Here is a 20,426-nt window from a genome sequence, read left to right as displayed (position 1 = left end):
CATCGTAATGTAGCCTTTTTCTTGCATCTAGCTTCAAATTAAAAAAGCAGCCCATTTTGGACTGCTTTTTTAGAACGAATTTGCACTATTATAGCTGCCAAGAGGTTATCAACCGGTCATGATTTGTTATAACCTTAACCTTGCATCTTGGATTTGAAAGAGCTTTATGCTTTAATCATTGAGCTTTAGAAAATAAGAGCTTTGATGCTTGAACTTTGTACTTTAAACGTTTAGTTTTGAGCCTTCAAGTTTGTTTCATTGATTATTAGTTAAGTGCGTTGTTTCAATTTTTCAACTCGCACACAACGCAAAGCGCGAGCAACAAATCGTTTGCTGTTTTCGCCAGCTTAATATGAGAAAATGTATATTATTATAGAAGTACGGTCAAATATAGTGCATAATTAGTATAGTGAATTTTATTAAGGAGATTTTATAGTATGAACTTTTCAATTCGACAAGAGCGTCCCGCTGATTATAAAATAACGGAGGATGTAATACGTCAAGCTTTTTTAGATGAAGATATGAGCGACCAAAAGGAGCATTTCCTTGTCCAGCGCATCCGCCAATCCTCCGCTTTTATTCCTGAGCTTTCGTTAGTCGCAGTTGATTATGACGATCAAATTATCGGCCATATTTTACTATCGAAAATTACGATTGAGGATGGCGAAAAATCGGTTGATTCTTTAGCGCTTGCACCCGTATCTGTTTTACCGTTATTTCAAAACAAAGGAATTGGCAGTCAATTAATTAAAGAAGTATTACAAAAAGCTGCGGACATTGGGCAGCAATCTGTCATCGTTTTAGGACATGCAGCATACTACCCTAAATTCGGCTTCCGTCAAGCCCGAGAATGGAATATTTTCGCCCCATTTGAAGTGCCAAGTGAAATTTTCATGGCGCTTGAATTAGTACCGAATGCACTCCAAAACGTACAAGGTACTGTTCGTTATTCAGATGCGTTTGAAGGTTAGGAAAAAGGAGGCATGTGATGTTTACAGTTGGTGTAATTGGCTCTACAACATCTGTGCATAAAGTCATCTCACTTGCACAAAATTTAAACCTAAAAGCACATTTTATTGCATTGCCTTATAAAAGCTTTCAAGAAACAAAACAAATTATTCAGGCACACGACCATGAGGTTGACTTTTGGTTTCCAACAGGTCAGTTGCCTTATGCCATCGCAAAGGAATATTTGCAAACAGATGACTATTTAATACCAATTCAAAATAATGAAGCAAGCTTATATAAAGCTTTTTTAGAGGTTGCACATCATTCCAATGTATTTTTGCAGCAACTAAGCATTGATGAATTATCCAAGCAGGCAGTAGACGATGCGCTCACACAGCTGAATATTGCATCCTCTCATATCTATTTAAAAATTTATGATACGAAGACGACGTTGGCTGAGCTTGTCGCCTTTCATAAAATGCTATGGGAGGAAGGCAAAACATGTGGTGCGATTACAAGCTTCGAGGCAGTTTATACAGCGCTACAGCAAATAGGAATTCCCGTTTATTGGTATTCAATTAGCCATTCAGAAATTCTTCATGCCTGTAAAGTGCTAGAGGAAAAAATAAAAACCTCGTTCTTCAAAGATACGCAAATTGGTATTTGTATTATTACAATGGAAGAAATTGAGGCGGAAATTTCCTCCATTCGTCCATACACACAGCAATATTTAGCGCTACAAATAAAGGAAATATTAATTAATTTAAGCGAGCATATCGACGGTTTTTTAACAGAGCAAGGTGAGCATCGCTATATTATTTTTAGTACCCGTGGCGCCATCGAAAAAAACTTTTCAATTGTGCGCCAAAAAATTCAAGAACTTAAGCTATTAGCTAATAAGCATATTATTGCAGGAATCGGCTATGGCGAAACCGCCTTAGCAGCCGAAATGAATGCAGCGACAGCTAACCAACATTCTCGCCACCATGAACAGCATGAGCTATTTATTGTGCAGGAGGATGGGACAATAGTTGAGCAATTCGGGCACAATCGAGAGCTTGTGTACACGAATAAATTGTTGAATACGCCATCGCTAGAAGCTTTGAAGGAAGCCAATATTAGCATGCGGACATACAATCGCATTCAAGCATTACTTTTAAAACTAGGCACAGAGCATTTTACAACATTAGATTTAACGAACCATTTAGCTATGGAAAATCGCAACGCAAGGCGCATCGTTACAAATTTAAGCAAAGCAGGTCTGATTGAATGTGTTGGTGAATCTACGCACCATGTTAAAGGAAGACCACGTAAAATTTATCGCTTTGTGCCACAAAAATAAGAGCTGTATGAAAAGGCAATATCTTTTCATACAGCTCTTTCTAGTTCAAAGGATATAATTCGCCCGTTAAAAAACGTGTGCCTGAAATTACTTTCAAACACACGCCTATTTCTATCGTAAATGAACCTTTGTCCCTTTATTTAAAATGCTATCATAATCAATATATTCATAAATATCGGACTGAATCACATCGCTAAACTGCTGTAGCTCCTGTAATGTTAAATCCTCAATCCCTTTATTGTGGTCTTCACAATAAATAACGACCTTGCCAACAATGCTGTGTGCATCTCTAAACGGTGTTCCTGCTTTGACTAAATAATCCGCTAGCTCTGTCGCATTTAAAAAGCCTTGCTTCACAGAGGCACGCATCTTGTCTTCATTGACCTTTAATGTGCGAATCATTTCCGTCATAATTTTTAAGGAAGCGAGCGTCGTATCAATCGCATAGAAGAACGATTCCTTCTCCTCCTGCATATCTTTATTATACGTCAACGGTATGCCCTTCATAATCGCAAAAATTGAGAATAATGCGCCATACACCTTCCCTGTTTTGCCACGAATTAGCTCCGCTGCATCGGGGTTTTTCTTTTGGGGCATAATGCTGCTGCCTGTTGCGTAGGCATCATCAATTTCGATAAACTTAAACTCTTGGCTGCACCATAAAATCAATTCCTCACTCATACGGCTTAAATGCATCATAATAATTGAGAAATCAGAAGTTAGCTCTAGTACATAATCACGCTCGCTCACACCGTCCATAAAATTATCAACAGGCTTTGTAAAACCAAGCTCCTTTGTCGTAATCGTGCGGTCAATGCTATGTGTTGTCCCCGCAAGTGCTCCGCAGCCAAGCGGATTTTCGTTTAACAATTCCAGTGCATTTTGCACGCGCTTTTGGTCGCGGTTGAACATTTGATAATAGGCCATTAAGTGATGTTTAAATGTGACCACCTGTGCTCTCTGTAAATGCGTATAGCCTGGCATTATATATGGATTTTCTTCTGCCTTGTCCTTTAACACTTGCTTAAATGCTTCAAGCACTTCCACCATTTCATGTGCTTTTTTGCGTGCATACATTCTCGTATCAACCGCCGTTTGGTCATTGCGGCTACGTGCTGTATGCAGCTTTTTCCCGACATCACCGATACGCTTAATTAAATTCATTTCGACAAAGCTATGAATATCCTCATAGTCACCTTCGATTAGCAGTGCACCGCTCTCGATATCCGCTAAAATACCTGTTAAGCCCTCTGTAATTAATTCACCCTCTGTGGCAGAAAGTATGTCGCAACACACAAGCATTTTCACATGTGCCAAGCTTCCTGTAATATCCTCAAAATAAAGTCGCTGGTCAATTTCTAGTGAGCTATTAAATTCCTCCATTAAACTATTTTCCTCATTACGAAAACGTCCGCCCCAAAGCTTCATTTGTTATGCCCCCTCTAATTCTTCCTTTTTCTCTCGATTTCTTGCAATTCGCCCTAAAATAAGTGTACCGATAATCATTAAAATAATCGCCAATACTGCTGTGTACACACTTTCATACATCCCTGCAACTAAAAAGGCAATCAATGTAATACATGCATTAAATAGCGCAATGGGAATTTGCGTTTTATTGTGGTCCACATGGTCACAGCCTGCACCTGTCGATGATAAAATCGTCGTGTCCGAAATCGGCGAGCAATGGTCACCGAAAATACCACCTGAAATGACTGCACCAATGGCGATATATACTGAAATATCAAGATGATACGCTAATGGAATTGCTAAAGGTAGCATAATGGCAAATGTTCCCCAAGATGTTCCACATGCAAACGACATAATGGCACCAAGAATAAAAATAATCGCTGGGATAAGCATCACTGGAATCGCTCCATCCATCACGCTTACTAAATAATTGGCTGTTCCTAGCTGCTCTAATACTGTACCTAAAGACCATGCCAATACAAGAATCACGACGATATCCATCATACGACGCATACCGGATACGTAAATATCAAACGTTTCCATCACTTTTTTTACTTTATACGCAACCATGAGTGCCATCAGCACAATTGCTGCTGTTAAATAAGAAATACTCAACGCAACCCTAAATTCCCCACCTGCCACTTGCTTGAATGGGAAGCCTAATGGAATTAATTGTCCAAACAACATAACAAGCAGCACAAGGATTGGTACTAATACTAGGCTCGCTTTGCTTTTCGTTTCTAAATATTCATTCATCGCCTCTGTTTTACGCAGTGGCTTTGAATGCGGCCAATAAATTTCTCCCGTTTTTTCAATGCGTCGATCTGCCTTCCTCATTGGCCCAAATTCTGATTTTGTTAATAGCATTACCGGTACAATTAGCACTGCTAGCATCGGGTAAATATAAAATGGGAGTGCGTTCATAAAGGCATCCCAATCAGATTCCTTGACACCTAAACGTTCATACTCTTTGCTTATTAAGCCCATAATATAAACACCCCAACCGATGAAAGGAATCATTACCGCTACAGGTGATGATGTTGAGTCAATAATCCATGCTAGCTTCTCACGTGATGCTTTCAATTTATCAAAAATCGGCTCAAAAACTGGACCTACAATCAGTGGTGTACCTAAATCTGAGAAGAAAATAATAATTCCGCCAATCCAAGCAGACAATTGTGCACTTACCTTTGTTCGAATAAATGTGGCTACTTTATCTGCAAATGCCCCTGCACCGCCTGACTTCTCCATTAATGCAACAAAGCCACCAATAAACACAAGTAAAGCTAAAACAGCTGCATTATAGCTATCTGTCGACTGCACAAAAATATAATCGCCAACAATTGATTTTACAGCCTTGAAAATATTACCGTTCAATAAAATAACAATCCCTGTGAAAGCCCCTAAAAATAAGGAAATAATAACGTTCCTCGTAATAAACGCTAAGGCAATCGCAACGACTGGTGGAATAATCGAAATCAATCCGAATGTTTCCATACATATATCCCCCTTTTGGATGATGTAAAGTTATTAAAGGGTAAATACCCTTTATTTATCCTTTATTATAATCTGAAAATTTCTACTTTACAATCAATTTTTTAATAAAAAACCATCTAACAAGTGATATATTCGTTCACTTGCTAGATGGCCTTTGTTATCTTTTAAAATGCAAAGCCTTAATCCTCGTAATCTATAATCGTTCAATAATCGTTGCATTCGCCATTCCCATACCTTCACAAATAGCGAGTAAACCATAACGTTGTTGCTCACGCTGCATACGATAAAGCATCGTTGTTAAAAGCTTCGTACCTGTTGCACCAAGTGGATGTCCTAATGCAATTGCCCCACCATCTACGTTTAATTTTGCAATATCTGCTCCGGTATCTCTTGCCCATGCAAGCGGCACAGGAGCAAATGCTTCATTGACCTCATATGTATCAATATCTGCTAAAGAAAGCCCTGCCTTTAATAAAACTTTTTCTGTTGCCGCAATTGGACCTGTTAGCATCAGCGTTGGGTCAGAGCCAACAACCGCACGAGTAACAATACGAGCTAACGGCTTGATGCCAAGCGCCTCTGCTCGTTCACGTGACATCAGTAAAACAGCTGAAGCACCATCGCTCATTTGGCTCGCATTGCCTGCTGTAATTATCCCATCTTCTTTAAACACTGGCTTTAAGCTACTTAAGGTTTCCATCGTCGTATCCTGCCTTGGCCCTTCATCCGTATCAAAAATAACTGTTTCTCCTGCAGCATTTTTTACTTTGAGCGCAACAATCTCTTCTTTAAATTTGCCCTCCGCTATTGCCTTTAATGCGCGTTGATGGCTGCTAACAGCATATTCATTTAGCTGCTTTGCGCTAAGTCCCCACTTTTCAGCAATGCGCTCTGCTGATATGCCTTGATGAATGATTTCGTGCTGCTTTGTTAGCTGCTCGCTTGGCATAACACCCATATAATTTGAACCCATCGCCATGCGTGACATGCTTTCTACTCCACCTGCAATGACGATGTCCATATCCCCTGCTAAAATTGCCTGTGCAGCAAAGTGAAGCGCCTGCTGACTTGAGCCGCATTGTCGGTCAATCGTTACACCTGGTACATGCACTGGAAAGCCTGCAATTAATAAGGCGGTGCGTGCAATATTGCCTGCCTGCTCAGCACTTTGTGTCACGCAGCCTAAAATGACATCTTCCACATCAGCTTTCTCAATGCCTGCGCGCTTTACAACTTCCTCCAAAACAACTGCTGCTAAATCATCTGCGCGTATTTGACTCAAGGCCCCTTTACGTCTGCCAATTGCCGTTCGTGTTGCTGCTACAATAACTACTTCTCCCATAATAAATATCCCCCTTATGAATATTGATCCAAAAAATCAAACATTAACGAAACATTCGTGTAGCGCTGCAATGAATGGATATTTTCCATTATAAATTCCCAGCTCTCCTGATGCATCGTCGCATACCCCTCATCTTGTCCTACAGGCATATACTGTGCTAAAAATTGCTCAATTGGTATAGTAAGCTCCTCTAAAAAATTCTCTATCTTTTCTACTTTCTCCTCTCGACAAGGATTCATTTCATCAAATACAACATGCTCTAAATGGCGGGAAAAATAATATGCTTGGTACGCATACTGTGCCAAAGCTTGCGTGCTACTCATCATTTGCACGTTGCGTGACCGAATTTCATTGCGTTCCTCAATTCGTCCTTTTTGCTCCTCTGAATTGACCGTTATGTTTTCTTCATTATATTGTGTTAAATTGGACTGCTCTGTGTCGACTGCTACATGCGCTGGTGCGATAAAGCAGCCATCTGTATCAAGTATATGCAGCACTGCTAAAATATTGGATGGTTTAAATTTTCGCTTCATTAATATTTCTTTTACGCGTTCACCAATGACCTCTTTGATTGCCTGCTCCTTTTTATCTCGTTGATAAAAAATATCGCCATGTTGTGGCTCAAAGCGAATTTCCTTATTCTTAAATAATTGCCTTAAACGCTCAATCAGTAACAATTCATCCGTGTCACCTTCGACTAACAAAATAACAACCTTTTTTTGTGCCTTAGTCAATTACTTTACCTGCTTTCCTAAACGATTTCTTAATATCATATAGGTTCGTTTCGTTGTATATTGCCTCTTCCTGTCCACCAAGTTGAATTGCCCTTAAATAGACATCGCGTGCATTGCTTAATTTTCTCACACCTTTTAGCTGTAAATAGCGCTCCTCCTCATTCAATGTCGTAAACCATAAATTTTGCACAGGGAGCACCTCTAAAATGCGCAAATTATGCGATGTGAAAAACAATTGTCCTTTACCATTGTCATGTATAACTTCTAGTATTTCTCCAAGTAAATATTCAAAAATCCCAGCATCTAATTCATCAATAACAACACAAGCATTCGGATTATTATAAACGGCAATCAATGTGCTTAAAATGGAAATAATTTTTAATACACCTTGTGATTCGCTGCGCAAAGGAAGCTCAATTTCACCTTTTACTGATAAAAACTCAAAGCGCACGCCATCTTCACCGCTCGGCATTTTCTCTCGATGTATTTCTCGAACTTTAATTACTAGCCCTGGGATAATCGTTGTTAAAACAATATTTGTTTGCGTAATGACCTTTTCAATTGTTGCAAACATATCTCTTGGCAAGAGCATTGTATCCCTTAATTCATAAGGAATATTTCCTCGTATTCCATCCGTATGAATGCTAAGTGGCATCACAAGATTTGCAACAAGTAAGCCGTAATGAATCGTATCAATTACATGGAAGTCGTTATTAAAATCAACTCTTAAATTTTGTAATAGCTCCTTTTCTTCCTCAGAGCAAGACAATACAAGCTCTTTCCGAAAAATAAAGGAGGTTGCATTTTCCTCCGCTAAATAATTAGCTACCATTATATTCACACGCTGACTTTCGCTAAATGATTGCATTTTTTTATTGCGAATGGAAATGTCATTGCCATCTTTAGCTACAAGCTCCTTATATCGTTTACCACGCTTATTTTCTTTATAAAATAAAGCTTCACGACAAACTTTTAATGTTTTCATTCCTTCTTGTAGCTCTACGAAATACTTCACATAGTATTCTCCAAATTGGTTGATGATAAAAAATTCAATGTGTAATTCAATGCTTTTTTCCTCAAAATAAATAAGTCTTTGCTCGTTATCAGGTAACGTTTTCGCTTGTAGCAATATTTTCAACAGATGAAAAGCTTCTACAACAGCGGTTTTCCCTGAGCCATTTTGCCCGTAAAAGCCAACAACATTTGCTTTCTCTTGTGTTGTATTCGTTTGAAAAGAGCCGTGCTTGACATTTTTTAAGTGGCGAATTGTTACACGTTGAATCTTGATCATTTTTGCCAAATTTATCTCCCTTTCTCAATTAGAAAACGCACGTCATTGCTGTACTGCCCATCTGTAAAACTGCGTTCTGCAATATCCCAGCCATTGCTTGTGCTTTTTACAACAGTAGAAGCTCTTGTGCCATAGCCATCAAAATGAATAAAAATAGGTGAAAGCTTTTGCTCCATTTCAAAAGGCACACCTGTTGCTGGTAAATGTTGATCCTCTGCCCTTATTGTGTCCTTTAATAATGCAAATAATGCTTCTTCCTCTGTTGTTGTTTGAATCGTTTCACACATGTTAGCTTTTAAGCGCTCCACCTTAGGCCAAGCTGTATTAAGCGTCGCATTTGATAGACAATGAATGCCTTGTGGCACAATCATTAGCTCATTTAGCACCGTATTGTAATGCACCAAATGCTCACCATCATACAAAATGGCATTAAATGCCCCGTACAACTGTCGTTCCTGCTGTAATTGCTGCGCAAATTGATGAGCACTAAGCTGGCTATTAATAAAGTTGACAGGCACTTGTCCTCTTGATTTCTCTCCAACTAATGGTAAACGCGGGTCGCGGTAATTCGTCACAGCAGCAAAACGCCCATTATCGCTAACAGCAAGCCATGTGCCCATTTTTTCTAAATCTCGCCCTGCCCAAATATGTAACGCATCATCCCATTGATGTAGCTCTTTCGTCGGTCGCTTATAAAATTCATCTCGATTTGCTATAACAATCAAGTCATGTTGTGGATGCATTTTATAAGCAAATGCAATAATACACATACCCATTCCCCCTTATTTGAAAAAGTATAGAATACATGGCAGGCAGATGCAATTGGTAGCGCTTTCACATAGGTGGTATAATGAAAGAAATTGTTAGATAGCAATCGATAAACTAAAATGAAGTTATTATTATGACAAAATCACTTGCGGCTGAATATTCTTCGCGTAATATTCGTACAAATGCAATTTGCCCAGGCTATGTAGAATCAGGTATGGTCAACAAAGAGGCACTTGGTGATTTTTATGATGGCTTAGTGGCACGCCACCCAATCGGGCGTTTAGGTCAGCCAGAGGAAATCGCACATGCTTGTGTATTCGTTTGTGAAAATGAATTTATGACAGGTGCAACGTTATTAGTAGATGGTGGCTATACAGCAATATAAAAGAAGTTGTCGGGATAAATACTTCCCGACAACCTTTTATTTTATGATAAGCAATCTACTTGAATGCCTTTCGCCGTAAGCACTTCCTCGTAATAACGATCCTTGCCAATGAGCAAAACACGGTCTGTAAATTGTTCAATTTCATTCATATCATGTGACGTATAAATAATCGTTGTACCTTGCGACCTCGCAAGCTGCTGTAAAAAGCGTCCTATTTCCTGCTTTGAGCGCATATCAATACCAACCGTTGGCTCATCCAATAATAGTAGCTCTGGTTGATGAATTAAGCTAATCGCTAAATTTAATTTGCGCTTCATACCACCTGATAGGCTTGAAACAGGCTCCTTCCACTGTGTCAGCTGCATATCCTGACAAATTTGCTGACATGCTGAGATGCCAATTCGTTTCCAGCTTAAACGTTCAAAATAACGCATATTATCTTCAACTGAAAAATGCTCCCAAATCGCTAAATCCTGTGGCACAAAGCCAATTTTTTGTCGAATCGCTTTTTGCTGCTGATGATATGCCATACCTTGCCAATATATTTCACCTTTATCTGGCTTCATTAATGTAGCGAGCATTTGCAGCAATGTTGATTTACCCGCACCATTTTCTCCAACAAGTCCTACAATTTCACCTTGTCCAATCGTCAATGAAACATTTTCCAATACAATTTTTTTCTGATACCGCTTATAAATAGACTGCACTTCAAGCATTTTTCAACCTCCCTACGCTAAGGATTAGCACACTACAAAACAGCAATGCAGCGATTGGTAGCTCCAACTTTAATAATGCATAAAGTGGATGCAACTGAGCTAGCAACTGATGTACATAACCGCTGTCGCGAATTGGTACAATCCCACCGTTTGTTAACGCTAATAGCAATGTCACTAAAATAGACAAAATATAATACGTAGGTGGATTTTTGCAAAGTGAAGCTACAATAAATGCATAGCCATTCAACACAAAGCGGCATATGCATAAAACAGCAAGCGACCAAAAGGCCACCCCTTGTGAAAAGAACAAAAAGGCAAGCAAATCTGCACATAAAAACACGACATAATAAATAAAAAATTGTGTCCATGCATAGCTTCTATATGTTTGCGCACTTAGTAGCCAGCGCTGTCGAATAGACGCATTGCGCTCCTTTACTAACCAATCGAATAAAAAGAAAGTAGCGAGCACCGTTAAGCTTGACCAAATTGCCCATTTTGACACATACGGTACTTTATCTCCAGTCTCTTTTTGGACATTAAAAAGGGAGAATGGAATTTGAATTAAGTCAGCCTCAGCTTGACGTGTGCGTACCTTCCCTTCAATCACTTGCTCATCAAATAAATACTGCATATCATAATCGAGTAGCAACGCTTCAATATCTCTTGCCGTTTTTGCACGTAACGCTTGCGCCATCACAGCTGAGCTCATCAATTCCTTCGCTGCCTCATAAGCATATGAACGATTTGAGGCATAGGCTTCAATTAGCTTTTTGCGTCCTAGCTTGATATTTTCTTCATATTTACGCCGAATCACAAATACGCTATCTAGCTCATGCTGCTCTAAAAGCCGTAGCGCCTCTGTTTTGGAAAGCTGTTGCACATTTAAATAATCCACCTGCTGTAAATGCTCAGTAATTTCTAGTGCTGATAGCGATTGTTCTTCCACAACAATAGCTATAGGCACCTTGCTTTCCTCTATAAAAGAAAGTGCGATTTGATAAAGAAATAGCGTACCGACAAAAGGAAATAGCAGCCAAAATACAGCGGATTTCCATTCATATTTTAAATGCAGTGCCCGTATATAAATTGCCCTCTTCATCACAGCCTCCTTTCCTTATACAAAGCAAGTAGCCCGAATAATGCTATGCTTAAGCTTGCCGAAACGAGCATGCTCATATAATTTGCGTAGTTACGATTTTCCAGCGTAATATCAATCATCCATGCAAAGGCTTCATAAGGAAACGTAAACAAAAGTAACTGCTGCAAAGCATGTGGAAAATAAATGGTTGGCAGTAAAGCACCACTCACTAAAATAATGATGATTGTTACTACTACATAGCAAAGCATACGCATTTTTGCATTTGTGCTAAGAAGCTCTACAATTCCTTGTAAACAAACTACGCAAATGCTATAGAAAAGAACGAATAATAAAAGGCGCCAATAATCAAGCGGATACAGTGCTAATGCCAACCAGCGATTCATGACACTATATAGCACGATAAGAAACAAAACACTGCCACTAATACAAATTACAGACTTTGCGATAAACGTTTGCGTTATCGTTACCCCTAAAAGCCGCAGCCGATTTTGAATGCTTTGCGACTGCTCTCTCATTAAAAGCAAATAAAAGCCGATTAACCATATTGTCAAACAAATAAATAACGTAGACATCGAATAATAATAGCTCGGCATAGTTGTTGCTGTATTGTTCACTGTATTTTCTACTAAAAAATTGTTTTTCCCTACTGTGTAAATAGCATAGTCAATAAAGATATCTTCCTTTAATTGATTGTAGCGCTCTGTGCTCATTGGTGTTTTTTCGGCATACTCATATACCGTTAAAATATTCGCCTGTGCGGATTCAATATAGGAAGCCATACTGTTAAGCAAATTTTCAATCATCGCATTTTCAATCGATTTATTGGCATCGCCTACTAATGGCAATTCAATTGGACTCCCCGCATATAAATCGTTTGTTAAGCCTTGTGGAAAAGTTACATAGCTTGTGATTTGCTGCCGCTCCATCGCCTGCTGTGCTTCCATGTCAGACATGCGGGTAATATCGATATGACCATTGCCCTTCAATGCCATAATGAGTAACTGTGTTAATATTTTTGACTCCTCTGTTCGGTCATTGTCAACAATCGCTAGTGTCGACCTTTGCTTTTCATCAGGTGTCATAAACTGTAGCACTAATAATAAAAATAAGCCAATCATGCAAATGGGCGTTATAAAAAGAAGAAGAAGTGAGAACCACTTCTTCTTTAAATAGTGAGCGTTTTGCGTTGTAAAAAAGAGTATATTTTTCAATGCTTTCATACATATCCCTCACTAATGCAATAAATCTGTTTTATTCTTCGTATGGTTTAACAAATTCCATAAACCAATAAATATCATCCTCTGTTATTTCACCATAAATCACATCATCCACATAGCCATCCGGTGATATTAAAACAGTGGCAGGCAATTCTTCCCCTATATTATAATCGCTTGTCACGCTGATTGTCTTATCAATCGCTACAGGGAAATCTAGCGCTAAATCAGAAATGAAGCTTTGTACTTCAGCATCAGGTTCCGCATAATTAATCGCTAATACTTCAACATCTTGCTCTCGGTATAATTGGTATTGACGATTAATTGCCTGTAGCTCCTCTTCACTTGACGCAATGCCAGTGCCCCAGAAGTATAGCAGTACGCCTTTTCCTTCATAATCAGCTAAACGATGCGTCTTGCCATTTAAGTCAACGAGCTCAAAATCAGGCGCTGGATAGCCGATGATTTCATTATAATCATAATCCTCAAAGCTCATATCATAATCTTCATCATAATAGTAATCATCGTTAGCGAAATATTCATCAAAGCCTGTTTCAGCCATAAAATTCTCTGCCCAAGCCATTGCCTCTTCCGCAACTGTTATCATATATTCTGACAGCTCATCGTCTGTTAGATTACTAATATCTTTAATTTTTGCTGGTAGCTCAAGTGCTTTAATTTTTTTACCATCATGTTCAATTGTTAAAGAAGCTTTTCCAAGCTCAGGCATATCAATATATACAACATGCTCGCCAGTAACGCTATCTGCTTTATATTGTGTTGAGCCATCCCAATTTAGCGTAATTTGCTGCCCTTCAGCATCTACAATAAATTTGCGCTCAAAGCTCTTTGTATCTTTCTCCTTGCTTTCCTCAGATTCATAGGCAACCTCTACACCTTCAACTGCAAATTGCACGCGATCAGAGGCTTTTTTCCCTTGTTGGAAAACACCTTCGATTGAAACTGTGTCGATATCATCCTTCAATTCATAATTAAATGTTAGCTCTTTGCCGAATGATTGCTTACCTGTAATGACGAAATCCTCAGCTTCTTTGAACTTTAATTCACGCTCAATGATTTTGCCTTTTTCCACCCAAATTGTTGAGACAACACCAAACTCAATTTCACCTAAAGCATCAACGATTTGTTGTTTCATCTCTTTCACTGTGTCATCATCACAAATGCCTTGCGTTGCCATCGCCTGCTTTAAAATCAGCTCAAGCTCTGGATCAGTTTCCATTTTCTTCGCAAGTGCAGCTGCTACTTTTTTGACATCTGCCTTAGATAAGTCCATCACAATTTTGTTTTTCTCTTTTGTAAAGGCTTCATCTGGTAATTCTTCATAAATTGTTTTGCCTAAATTTTTCGTTAAATACTCCTGCTGTGCCTTCGTTACAAGCTCTGTTTGCGATAAAATATCTTTACTACAGCTTAGTTCCCCATCCGTAAAGTCATTTAGTTTTTCCATTGAAACGCCAATCGCTTCAGATAAAAACGGGGCATTCAATACAAATTGCTCTGATGTAACAAATAGCTCAAAGTTATCGACTTTCACATCCGCAATTTCTCCACCGATGCCAAATGCATACTGCTTATTTTTCACATCTGTCGTAGTTGATAAGTTAATCGCTGCGGAATTAATAACATCAAAAATTGGGTCTTCCATTCCTTCACTTTGAATATCCCCAGTAATTTTAAAATCACTTTGAATAACAGATGTTTGTGCTAACTCAGACCAAGCTAGCTCCTCTTTATACTTCTCCTCAAAGAAATCCACCATTTCGCTAGCCGTTTCAGCCTCTGCTGCCAAATAAGCGGCTTTCGGGGATTTCATAAATATCGCCGCTGCGCCAATACCTCCAGCTAAAACAAGCGCAGCTATACCACCGCCGATAAACCATTTCTTTTTAGAGGCTGTATTCGGCTGTTGTTGTTCTTGATTTTCCATCTTTCTTCACCTTTCCCAACTATAATTTATTCCATCCCCGAGTAGAAAGGGCTACAAAACATTATGTATTTCTTAAACATTAGAATAATGTCTAACGATGTCACTTTTATGTTGATTATTGAAAATGTAACAAATCCCTCGATTAACAGAATACTACTAGTATACAAAAGGTTTACCTAGAATAATAAGAATAATTTATTTTTTTACAAAAAACAGGATTTTAGTTTTTATTAGTTAAATAGAAAGCGTTACATATAGACTATTTTTATTTGTAATATCGCAAAAAACGCCATAAAAAAGCGAGAAAATAGTCCCTTTCGACGCCCTCATTCGACAGCATCATTAATAATTCCTAATAGTCGCTCCTTAATATATTGCCAGCTTTGTGCTAAATCCACTGTCACCACTTTAATTAGATAATTATTCATTTCAAACACTTGATGAACCTCTTTATCAATTTGAGGATATAACAGTATGCCAACCATTTTGTCATACTGTAGTGAATTGCTTAAGTAGCTGTAGATTTGATACAAGTTTTCAGATTTAATTTTTTCCTCCTCATAATAATTACGAGCAAGTGGCTGATTATGAAATTTCGTATCAATAATTATTTTCGTTGTTGAATCAGATAAGCAAATATCAGTCTGCATTTTTGGAATTAACCCTTGCTCACCTGCTAAAACCTCTCCAACCTGCCAGCTTAATGTTTCACGATACACTTTATATTGTCGTTGCTCCAGCCTGTAAAAATTGCGCACAAAGCCCTCAAACACATAATGCATCCTACCTTCTCGCATAAAATCTACAAATGTTAATTTGCCACTTTCCTCATCGATTAAATAATGCTCATATATAATGCGACAAATTTCTAGCATAAGATGGTAGTTTTGATTTTGCTTATGCAGCTGGATTTGATGAAAATGTTGGCGTTCTAGCTGTATAAGTGTGACATGCTGAAAATATGGATACATTTTTTTCAAAGATAGCTTTAGCGGCTTTTTTAATGTAGGATGCTTTATTAACGTATGAATCGTCGCCTTCAAAATTTGATTATGTACAATATTTTCTGAAAACACATCGTATTGACATACTAGCTTCGCATTTGTTAGGGCGGCTGTCGCAACGCTTTCCTTAAATAGAATCTTTCCTCGTATTGCTGATGAGCTTTCTTGCTGTACTACATATTCCTTATAAAAGCCTCTTTTAATAAAGCCATTCAATCGCCTTACAAATGCTCCTGCAAATAGCTCAACTAATTCCGTTTCATCAATATTTGTTACTTGCGTTTCCCCTACCTCTGGCAATATCCCCGCACAATAGCTCAGCATATAATAAATGTTATGAATAGGAATATTATTTGCCATCGTATTTACTCCTTAAAAATCAGCTTTTCTGTTTCTCTATGTGCTTGTTCCATATCATCATACCAATACGCTTCTAGCATTGGGCCAATTTCATAACGAATGATTTGGTTATACCAAGCAATGGGCTGCTTCGATTGAATAGCTGTTGAAAAATAGCTATGCCCAATTAAAAATCCTTTCCCTAAATGAGGGTCATGCTCAATTACTCGATTTAATTGTGTTATAGCATTAACTATAAATTGCGCAAATGATTGTTCAATGCCTTTTTGCTCTAAAAAATGAATGAACTTGTCATCGAATATTGGCTCCATAGAAATAAAAGCAAAGCGCCTTCTCAAAGCATAATCTACTACCGCCAATGAGCGATCCGCTGTATTCATTAAACCAATAATATAAAGATTTTTAGGAATATAAAAAGTCTCTCCCTTTTCTGAATAAGTCAGTGACATCGCATATTCTGGTCCACGCTTGTCAGCCTCTATTAGCATCAATAGCTCACCAAATATTTTACTAATATTTCCTCTATCATATTAAAAAAGAGCGCATCTGAAAGTTTCTCAGATACACTCTTAATAAGTAAAATTACAGCTCTGTACGTAGCTGCCACAGCTCTGGGAAGAAATATTGGTCTAACACTTTTTTCAAATAGCTAACACCACCAGAGCCACCTGTTCCCATTTTAAAGCCGATAATGCGCTCCACTGTTTTCATATGACGGAAGCGCCATTGCTGGAATAAATCCTCAATATCGACAAGCTCCTCTGCTAGCTCATACAAATCAAAGTATTTTTCAGGCTCACGATACACAGCCTTCCAAGCTTCTTTGACACTGTCATTTGCTTCATACTTTGCTGTCACATCGCGCTGTAATATTTCCTCATCAATCACAAAGCCACGCTTCGCTAATGTACGAATTGCTTCATCATACAAGCTTGGCGCATGATAAGCCTCTTGTAGCATCGCTAATATTTTTTCATCATGTGCATAAATTTTCAAAATATGTGGCGTTTTATAGCCAAAATAAAATTCTAGCAAGCGATTTTGATACGATTGAAAGCCCGATGAATTACCAAGTGAGTCACGAAATTGCAAATAATCCGCAGGCGTCAATGTTGCCAGCACATCCCACACATTTTTCAACTGATTTTGCACCTGTGAAACACGTGCTAGCTTTTTAAATGACTCAGGTAAGCGTCCATTGTGGATATCTACCGTAGCCGATTTGACTTCATGTAAAATTTGCTTCATCCACAGCTCACTCACATGATGCACCGTAATAAAAAGCATTTCATCATGCTCCTCTGTCAACGGCTGTTGGCAAGCTAGTACTTCATTTAAATGTAAATAATCCGTATATGTCATACGGTCTTTAAAATCTGTGACGATTTTTTTCTCATCCTCGAATGGCTTATAATTATTTGACATCATTGTTCCTCCTTGATGACTGCTCTGACAGGGCTACCGTCCGCACCTTCAATTAACAGCGGTAAAACAATCATGTCATAGCGCCCCGCCTTGATGTGCTCTAGCAATAAATTTTCTACTATATAAATATCGCTTTTTGCTAATGCGTGATGGATTGGTAGCTCCTTTGATGCAACCTTATCAACGGATGGCACATCAACACCAATCAATTGAATGCCACATTCCTTTAAATAGGCTACCGTTTCTAAAGTTAATGTTGGTACTTCCTCAGGAAAAATATGTGCGTTGGCGATTGCCTTCGTTTTAAAAAAGACAGCCTTTACCCCTGTCAGCTTTCCTCTTACTTGGGTCACTTCAATAAAATCATTATCTAAGCACTCCACAACGACCACTTTGCCAATACAGCGCTCTAAATCTAACTGCTCAAATGTGCGTCCATCGTTATCAAAATGGAATGGCGCATCCATATGTGTACCTGAGTGAAGGCTCATTTGGAGCATGCCAACATTAACCGAGCCTGTTTGCTCCTTTGTCGCTACTGTTTCATAGCGAAATTTTGTATCGCCTGACCATGTCGCAATATTTTGATTTAACGGCTGTGTTATATCAATCCATCCCATTACGCAACAATCTCTCTTTCATTGCTAAACTTCTCATATGCTTTCGTTTCCATAATATCCTTTAATATCTCAAAGCATGTATACACTTCCTCAAATGTATTATACATTGCCACCGCAGCCAAGCGGATGCCTTGTGGTGCTCGGAAATCTGGAATGATGCCTCGTTCCTTTAATGCTTTGCAAATACGCGCAGCATCCTTGTGCTCTAAATAAATATGACCACCACGCTCTTGGTGTGCCACTGGACTACATACTTTAAAGTCATATTCACTCAACATATCCTCCACACATTGCAGCATGTAATCCGATAACGCTAGCGAACGTTTGCGAATATTTTCAATGCCCATTTCATTAAATAATTCAAGTGCCCCTAAAAGTGGTGCCATACTTAACACATTTGGCGTACCAATTTGGAAAGCCCCAACCTCGGCTGCTGGCTCAAATGTATGGCTCATCGTAAATTGCTTTTCCTTGTTTGAGCCAAACCAACCGGCTAAGCCTGGTGCTGTACCAAAATGCTTTTCATGGACAAAAAGAGCTCCTGTACTGCCAGGTCCCCCATTCAAATGCTTATACGTGCACCAAAATGCAAAATCAACATCCCAAGCATGCAAATGATGCACAACAGAGCCAACTGAATGACACAAATCAAAGCCAATTATAATACCACGCTCATGCGCTGCCTTCGTTAATTTTTCCATATTTAAAATTTGCCCACTACGATAAAGCACGCCAGGTAAAACGATTAATGCAACTTCCTCTGTCATCGCTGCAATAATATCTTCCTCTGAAAGCGTTTGCCCGTCACGTGAAGCAACGCGAATTAAATGCGATTCATCATAGCCCTTCAATGCTAATTGTGATTTCAATGCATAAATATCAGAGGGGAAATTCAGCTCATCCGCTAAAATTTTCGTTCTCTTTCCTTCAGGTTTATAAAACGTTGCAACAAGCTGATGCAAATTGCTGGTTGTAGACCCTGTTACGATTACTTCATTGTTATTTGCTCCAACAATTTGTGCCATTTGTACACCAAGCTTTTCAGCAAGGAAAAACCAAGCATGCTCCCCCTGTGTCCAGCCATCAATGCCGTATTCCTTCCATGAATCAATCAAGCTATGCAATGTTTCCTCTGCACGCTTTGACATGAGCCCTAATGAATTACCATCAAAATAAATACGTCCTTCCTTTATGTAAAAGGCTTCTCTTTTTGAGGGAATTTCATATGTCTTATCTAAATTTTTAGCATATGCTAAAGTGTTTGTTGTCATGCGATTGCCACCCCTTTAACTAGTCTTCCTCTTGATACTATCATACTCGAGAATTTCTTCTCTAGTGAATTTACTATGTTTCTACTTGAAATCTCTTTTTCTTTATTTTTTAATTGCTTACTTTGTGCTATACTTTCCTCAAGTGGATAATGATTGCAGAATAAAGGTGCTCTTTCACAGAGCTTAATAGGGAATTCGGTGCAAAGCCGAAGCTGTTTCCGCAACTGTAAGTGTAAATGACTACAGCGTAATACCACTGTCAAACGAGGAAAAATGCCTCTAGTAGATGGGAAGGTGCTGATTTTAGGATACACAAGCCAGGAGACCTGCCTTTATTTTATCGTATTAACTCTCTTCGGAGGCTAGGAGAACTTACGGCAAAGCGGACAGGCTAACAATGTTTAATATGGTCCCTTAGTCAAGGACAAATGTAAAAAAGGGTTTAGGCTGCTAAGAGATGGTTTCTGTATTGTACAGGAGCCATCTTTTTTAGGTTCCATTGATAGCGATAATTATTGTAGTAGACCATGTAGTGATCGATTTTAGCACGTACCTCGTCTAACGTTTTGGCCATGCTGAAATCAACCTCGTCTTTTAAGTGTCCGAAAAAGAATTCTTGTGGGGCATTATCCCAACAGTTACCTCGACGTGACATCGATTGACCAAGTTTGTAGTGCTTTAAAAGCTTTTGGAATTTAGGGCTTGTATAATGAACACCTTGATCGGAGTGGATGAAAGCATCTAGCTGGAGCTTTACACGTTTATTACGGAAGAGCTTTTTCACCGTTGTTGTGGCGATACCTAGCGTAATACGGTCTGATACATGATACGCTAAAATTTCATTCGTTGAGCCGTCTTTTATGGTCGATAAATAAGCCATCGTTCCGTTGTATGGAATATAGCTGATGTCTGTTAGTAATACTTTACCTGCCACATCTTGTTTGAATTCGCGGTTTAATAAATTCGGCACCACGCGATGTTCTTTCGTTGCTTTC

General features: G+C 38.7%; 18 protein-coding genes, 1 pseudogene and 1 riboswitch. Of the genes and pseudogenes, 3 read left to right on the top strand and 16 right to left on the bottom strand.

Features of this window, described 5'->3' with window-relative positions; genetic code table 11:
- Window positions 1-437 precede the first annotated feature (437 nt).
- Together M3Z76_RS16165 and M3Z76_RS16160 are read left to right on the top strand one after the other, a co-directional pair.
- Window positions 438-971 (top strand): GNAT family N-acetyltransferase, encoded by a 534-nt coding sequence (locus M3Z76_RS16165; RefSeq protein WP_293928817.1) that lies wholly within the window; start codon window positions 438-440, stop codon window positions 969-971.
- A gap of 17 nt (window positions 972-988) precedes the next feature.
- Window positions 989-2,290 carry a hypothetical protein gene (locus M3Z76_RS16160; RefSeq protein ID WP_293928815.1) on the top strand — a complete coding sequence of 434 codons (1,302 nt, stop codon included), beginning with the start codon at window positions 989-991 and terminating at the stop codon, window positions 2,288-2,290.
- 111 nt (window positions 2,291-2,401) lie between these two features.
- Here M3Z76_RS16160 and argH read toward each other — a convergent pair whose 3' ends face one another.
- From argH to M3Z76_RS16130, 6 genes are all read right to left on the bottom strand, one after another.
- The gene (gene argH / locus M3Z76_RS16155; RefSeq protein ID WP_293928813.1) at window positions 2,402-3,718 is read right to left on the bottom strand and encodes an argininosuccinate lyase; all 1,317 of its coding nucleotides are present in this window, start codon (window positions 3,716-3,718) and stop codon (window positions 2,402-2,404) included.
- A gap of 3 nt (window positions 3,719-3,721) precedes the next feature.
- Entirely contained in the window at window positions 3,722-5,254 is a 1,533-nt protein-coding gene (locus tag M3Z76_RS16150) for an SLC13 family permease (RefSeq protein ID WP_293928811.1), read from the bottom strand.
- A gap of 193 nt (window positions 5,255-5,447) precedes the next feature.
- On the bottom strand, window positions 5,448-6,596 hold the full coding sequence (locus M3Z76_RS16145) for a thiolase family protein (protein WP_293928810.1): 1,149 nt from the start codon (window positions 6,594-6,596) through the stop codon (window positions 5,448-5,450).
- 14 nt (window positions 6,597-6,610) lie between these two features.
- The gene (locus tag M3Z76_RS16140; RefSeq protein ID WP_293928808.1) at window positions 6,611-7,330 is read right to left on the bottom strand and encodes a hypothetical protein; all 720 of its coding nucleotides are present in this window, start codon (window positions 7,328-7,330) and stop codon (window positions 6,611-6,613) included.
- Window positions 7,323-8,621, bottom strand: coding sequence for an AAA family ATPase (locus tag M3Z76_RS16135; protein ID WP_293928860.1), 1,299 nt, complete (start codon window positions 8,619-8,621; stop codon window positions 7,323-7,325). The genes M3Z76_RS16140 and M3Z76_RS16135 overlap by 8 nt, the downstream gene beginning before the upstream one ends.
- Before the next feature lie 11 nt (window positions 8,622-8,632).
- Window positions 8,633-9,391 carry an NRDE family protein gene (locus M3Z76_RS16130; protein ID WP_293928807.1) on the bottom strand — a complete coding sequence of 253 codons (759 nt, stop codon included), beginning with the start codon at window positions 9,389-9,391 and terminating at the stop codon, window positions 8,633-8,635.
- A 122-nt stretch (window positions 9,392-9,513) separates the two neighbouring features.
- Between M3Z76_RS16130 and M3Z76_RS16125 the strand changes: the two are divergent.
- Window positions 9,514-9,774, top strand: a pseudogene (locus M3Z76_RS16125) (SDR family NAD(P)-dependent oxidoreductase); the annotation flags it as partial.
- 41 nt (window positions 9,775-9,815) lie between these two features.
- Here M3Z76_RS16125 and M3Z76_RS16120 read toward each other — a convergent pair.
- From M3Z76_RS16120 to M3Z76_RS16075, 10 genes are all read right to left on the bottom strand, one after another.
- Window positions 9,816-10,490 carry an ABC transporter ATP-binding protein gene (locus M3Z76_RS16120; protein WP_293928805.1) on the bottom strand — a complete coding sequence of 225 codons (675 nt, stop codon included), beginning with the start codon at window positions 10,488-10,490 and terminating at the stop codon, window positions 9,816-9,818.
- Window positions 10,483-11,589, bottom strand: coding sequence for an ABC transporter permease (locus M3Z76_RS16115; RefSeq protein ID WP_293928803.1), 1,107 nt, complete (start codon window positions 11,587-11,589; stop codon window positions 10,483-10,485). The genes M3Z76_RS16120 and M3Z76_RS16115 overlap by 8 nt, the downstream gene beginning before the upstream one ends.
- Window positions 11,589-12,809: an ABC transporter permease gene (locus M3Z76_RS16110; RefSeq protein WP_293928801.1), complete on the bottom strand. Its 1,221-nt coding sequence runs from the start codon at window positions 12,807-12,809 to the stop codon at window positions 11,589-11,591. The genes M3Z76_RS16115 and M3Z76_RS16110 overlap by 1 nt, the downstream gene beginning before the upstream one ends.
- A 31-nt stretch (window positions 12,810-12,840) precedes the next feature.
- Entirely contained in the window at window positions 12,841-14,751 is a 1,911-nt protein-coding gene (locus tag M3Z76_RS16105; RefSeq protein ID WP_293928800.1) for a redoxin domain-containing protein, read from the bottom strand.
- A 326-nt stretch (window positions 14,752-15,077) separates the two neighbouring features.
- Window positions 15,078-16,115, bottom strand: a complete 1,038-nt coding sequence (locus tag M3Z76_RS16100) for a 5-methylcytosine restriction system specificity protein McrC (RefSeq protein ID WP_293928799.1) — start codon at window positions 16,113-16,115, stop codon at window positions 15,078-15,080.
- 5 nt (window positions 16,116-16,120) lie between these two features.
- A complete protein-coding gene (locus M3Z76_RS16095; RefSeq protein WP_293928859.1) occupies window positions 16,121-16,630 on the bottom strand; it encodes an AAA family ATPase in 510 nt (169 codons plus the stop codon).
- Between the two features lie 67 nt (window positions 16,631-16,697).
- A complete protein-coding gene (gene kynA / locus M3Z76_RS16090) occupies window positions 16,698-17,540 on the bottom strand; it encodes a tryptophan 2,3-dioxygenase (RefSeq protein ID WP_293928857.1) in 843 nt (280 codons plus the stop codon).
- On the bottom strand, window positions 17,540-18,160 hold the full coding sequence (gene kynB, locus M3Z76_RS16085) for an arylformamidase (protein ID WP_293928798.1): 621 nt from the start codon (window positions 18,158-18,160) through the stop codon (window positions 17,540-17,542). The genes kynA and kynB overlap by 1 nt, the downstream gene beginning before the upstream one ends.
- Window positions 18,160-19,431: a kynureninase gene (kynU, locus tag M3Z76_RS16080; protein ID WP_293928797.1), complete on the bottom strand. Its 1,272-nt coding sequence runs from the start codon at window positions 19,429-19,431 to the stop codon at window positions 18,160-18,162. The genes kynB and kynU overlap by 1 nt, the downstream gene beginning before the upstream one ends.
- Before the next feature lie 147 nt (window positions 19,432-19,578).
- A riboswitch (cobalamin riboswitch) is annotated at window positions 19,579-19,779 on the top strand.
- A 94-nt stretch (window positions 19,780-19,873) separates the two neighbouring features.
- The coding region (locus M3Z76_RS16075) for an IS3 family transposase (protein WP_295657074.1) at window positions 19,874-20,426 on the bottom strand (553 nt) is incomplete at its 5' end.

Origin of the sequence: Metasolibacillus sp. (genome assembly GCF_025291715.1) — a bacterium.
GTDB classification, from domain to species: Bacteria; Bacillota; Bacilli; order Bacillales_A; family Planococcaceae; genus Metasolibacillus; species Metasolibacillus louembei.
This window is presented reverse-complemented; position numbering and strand designations above follow the sequence as displayed.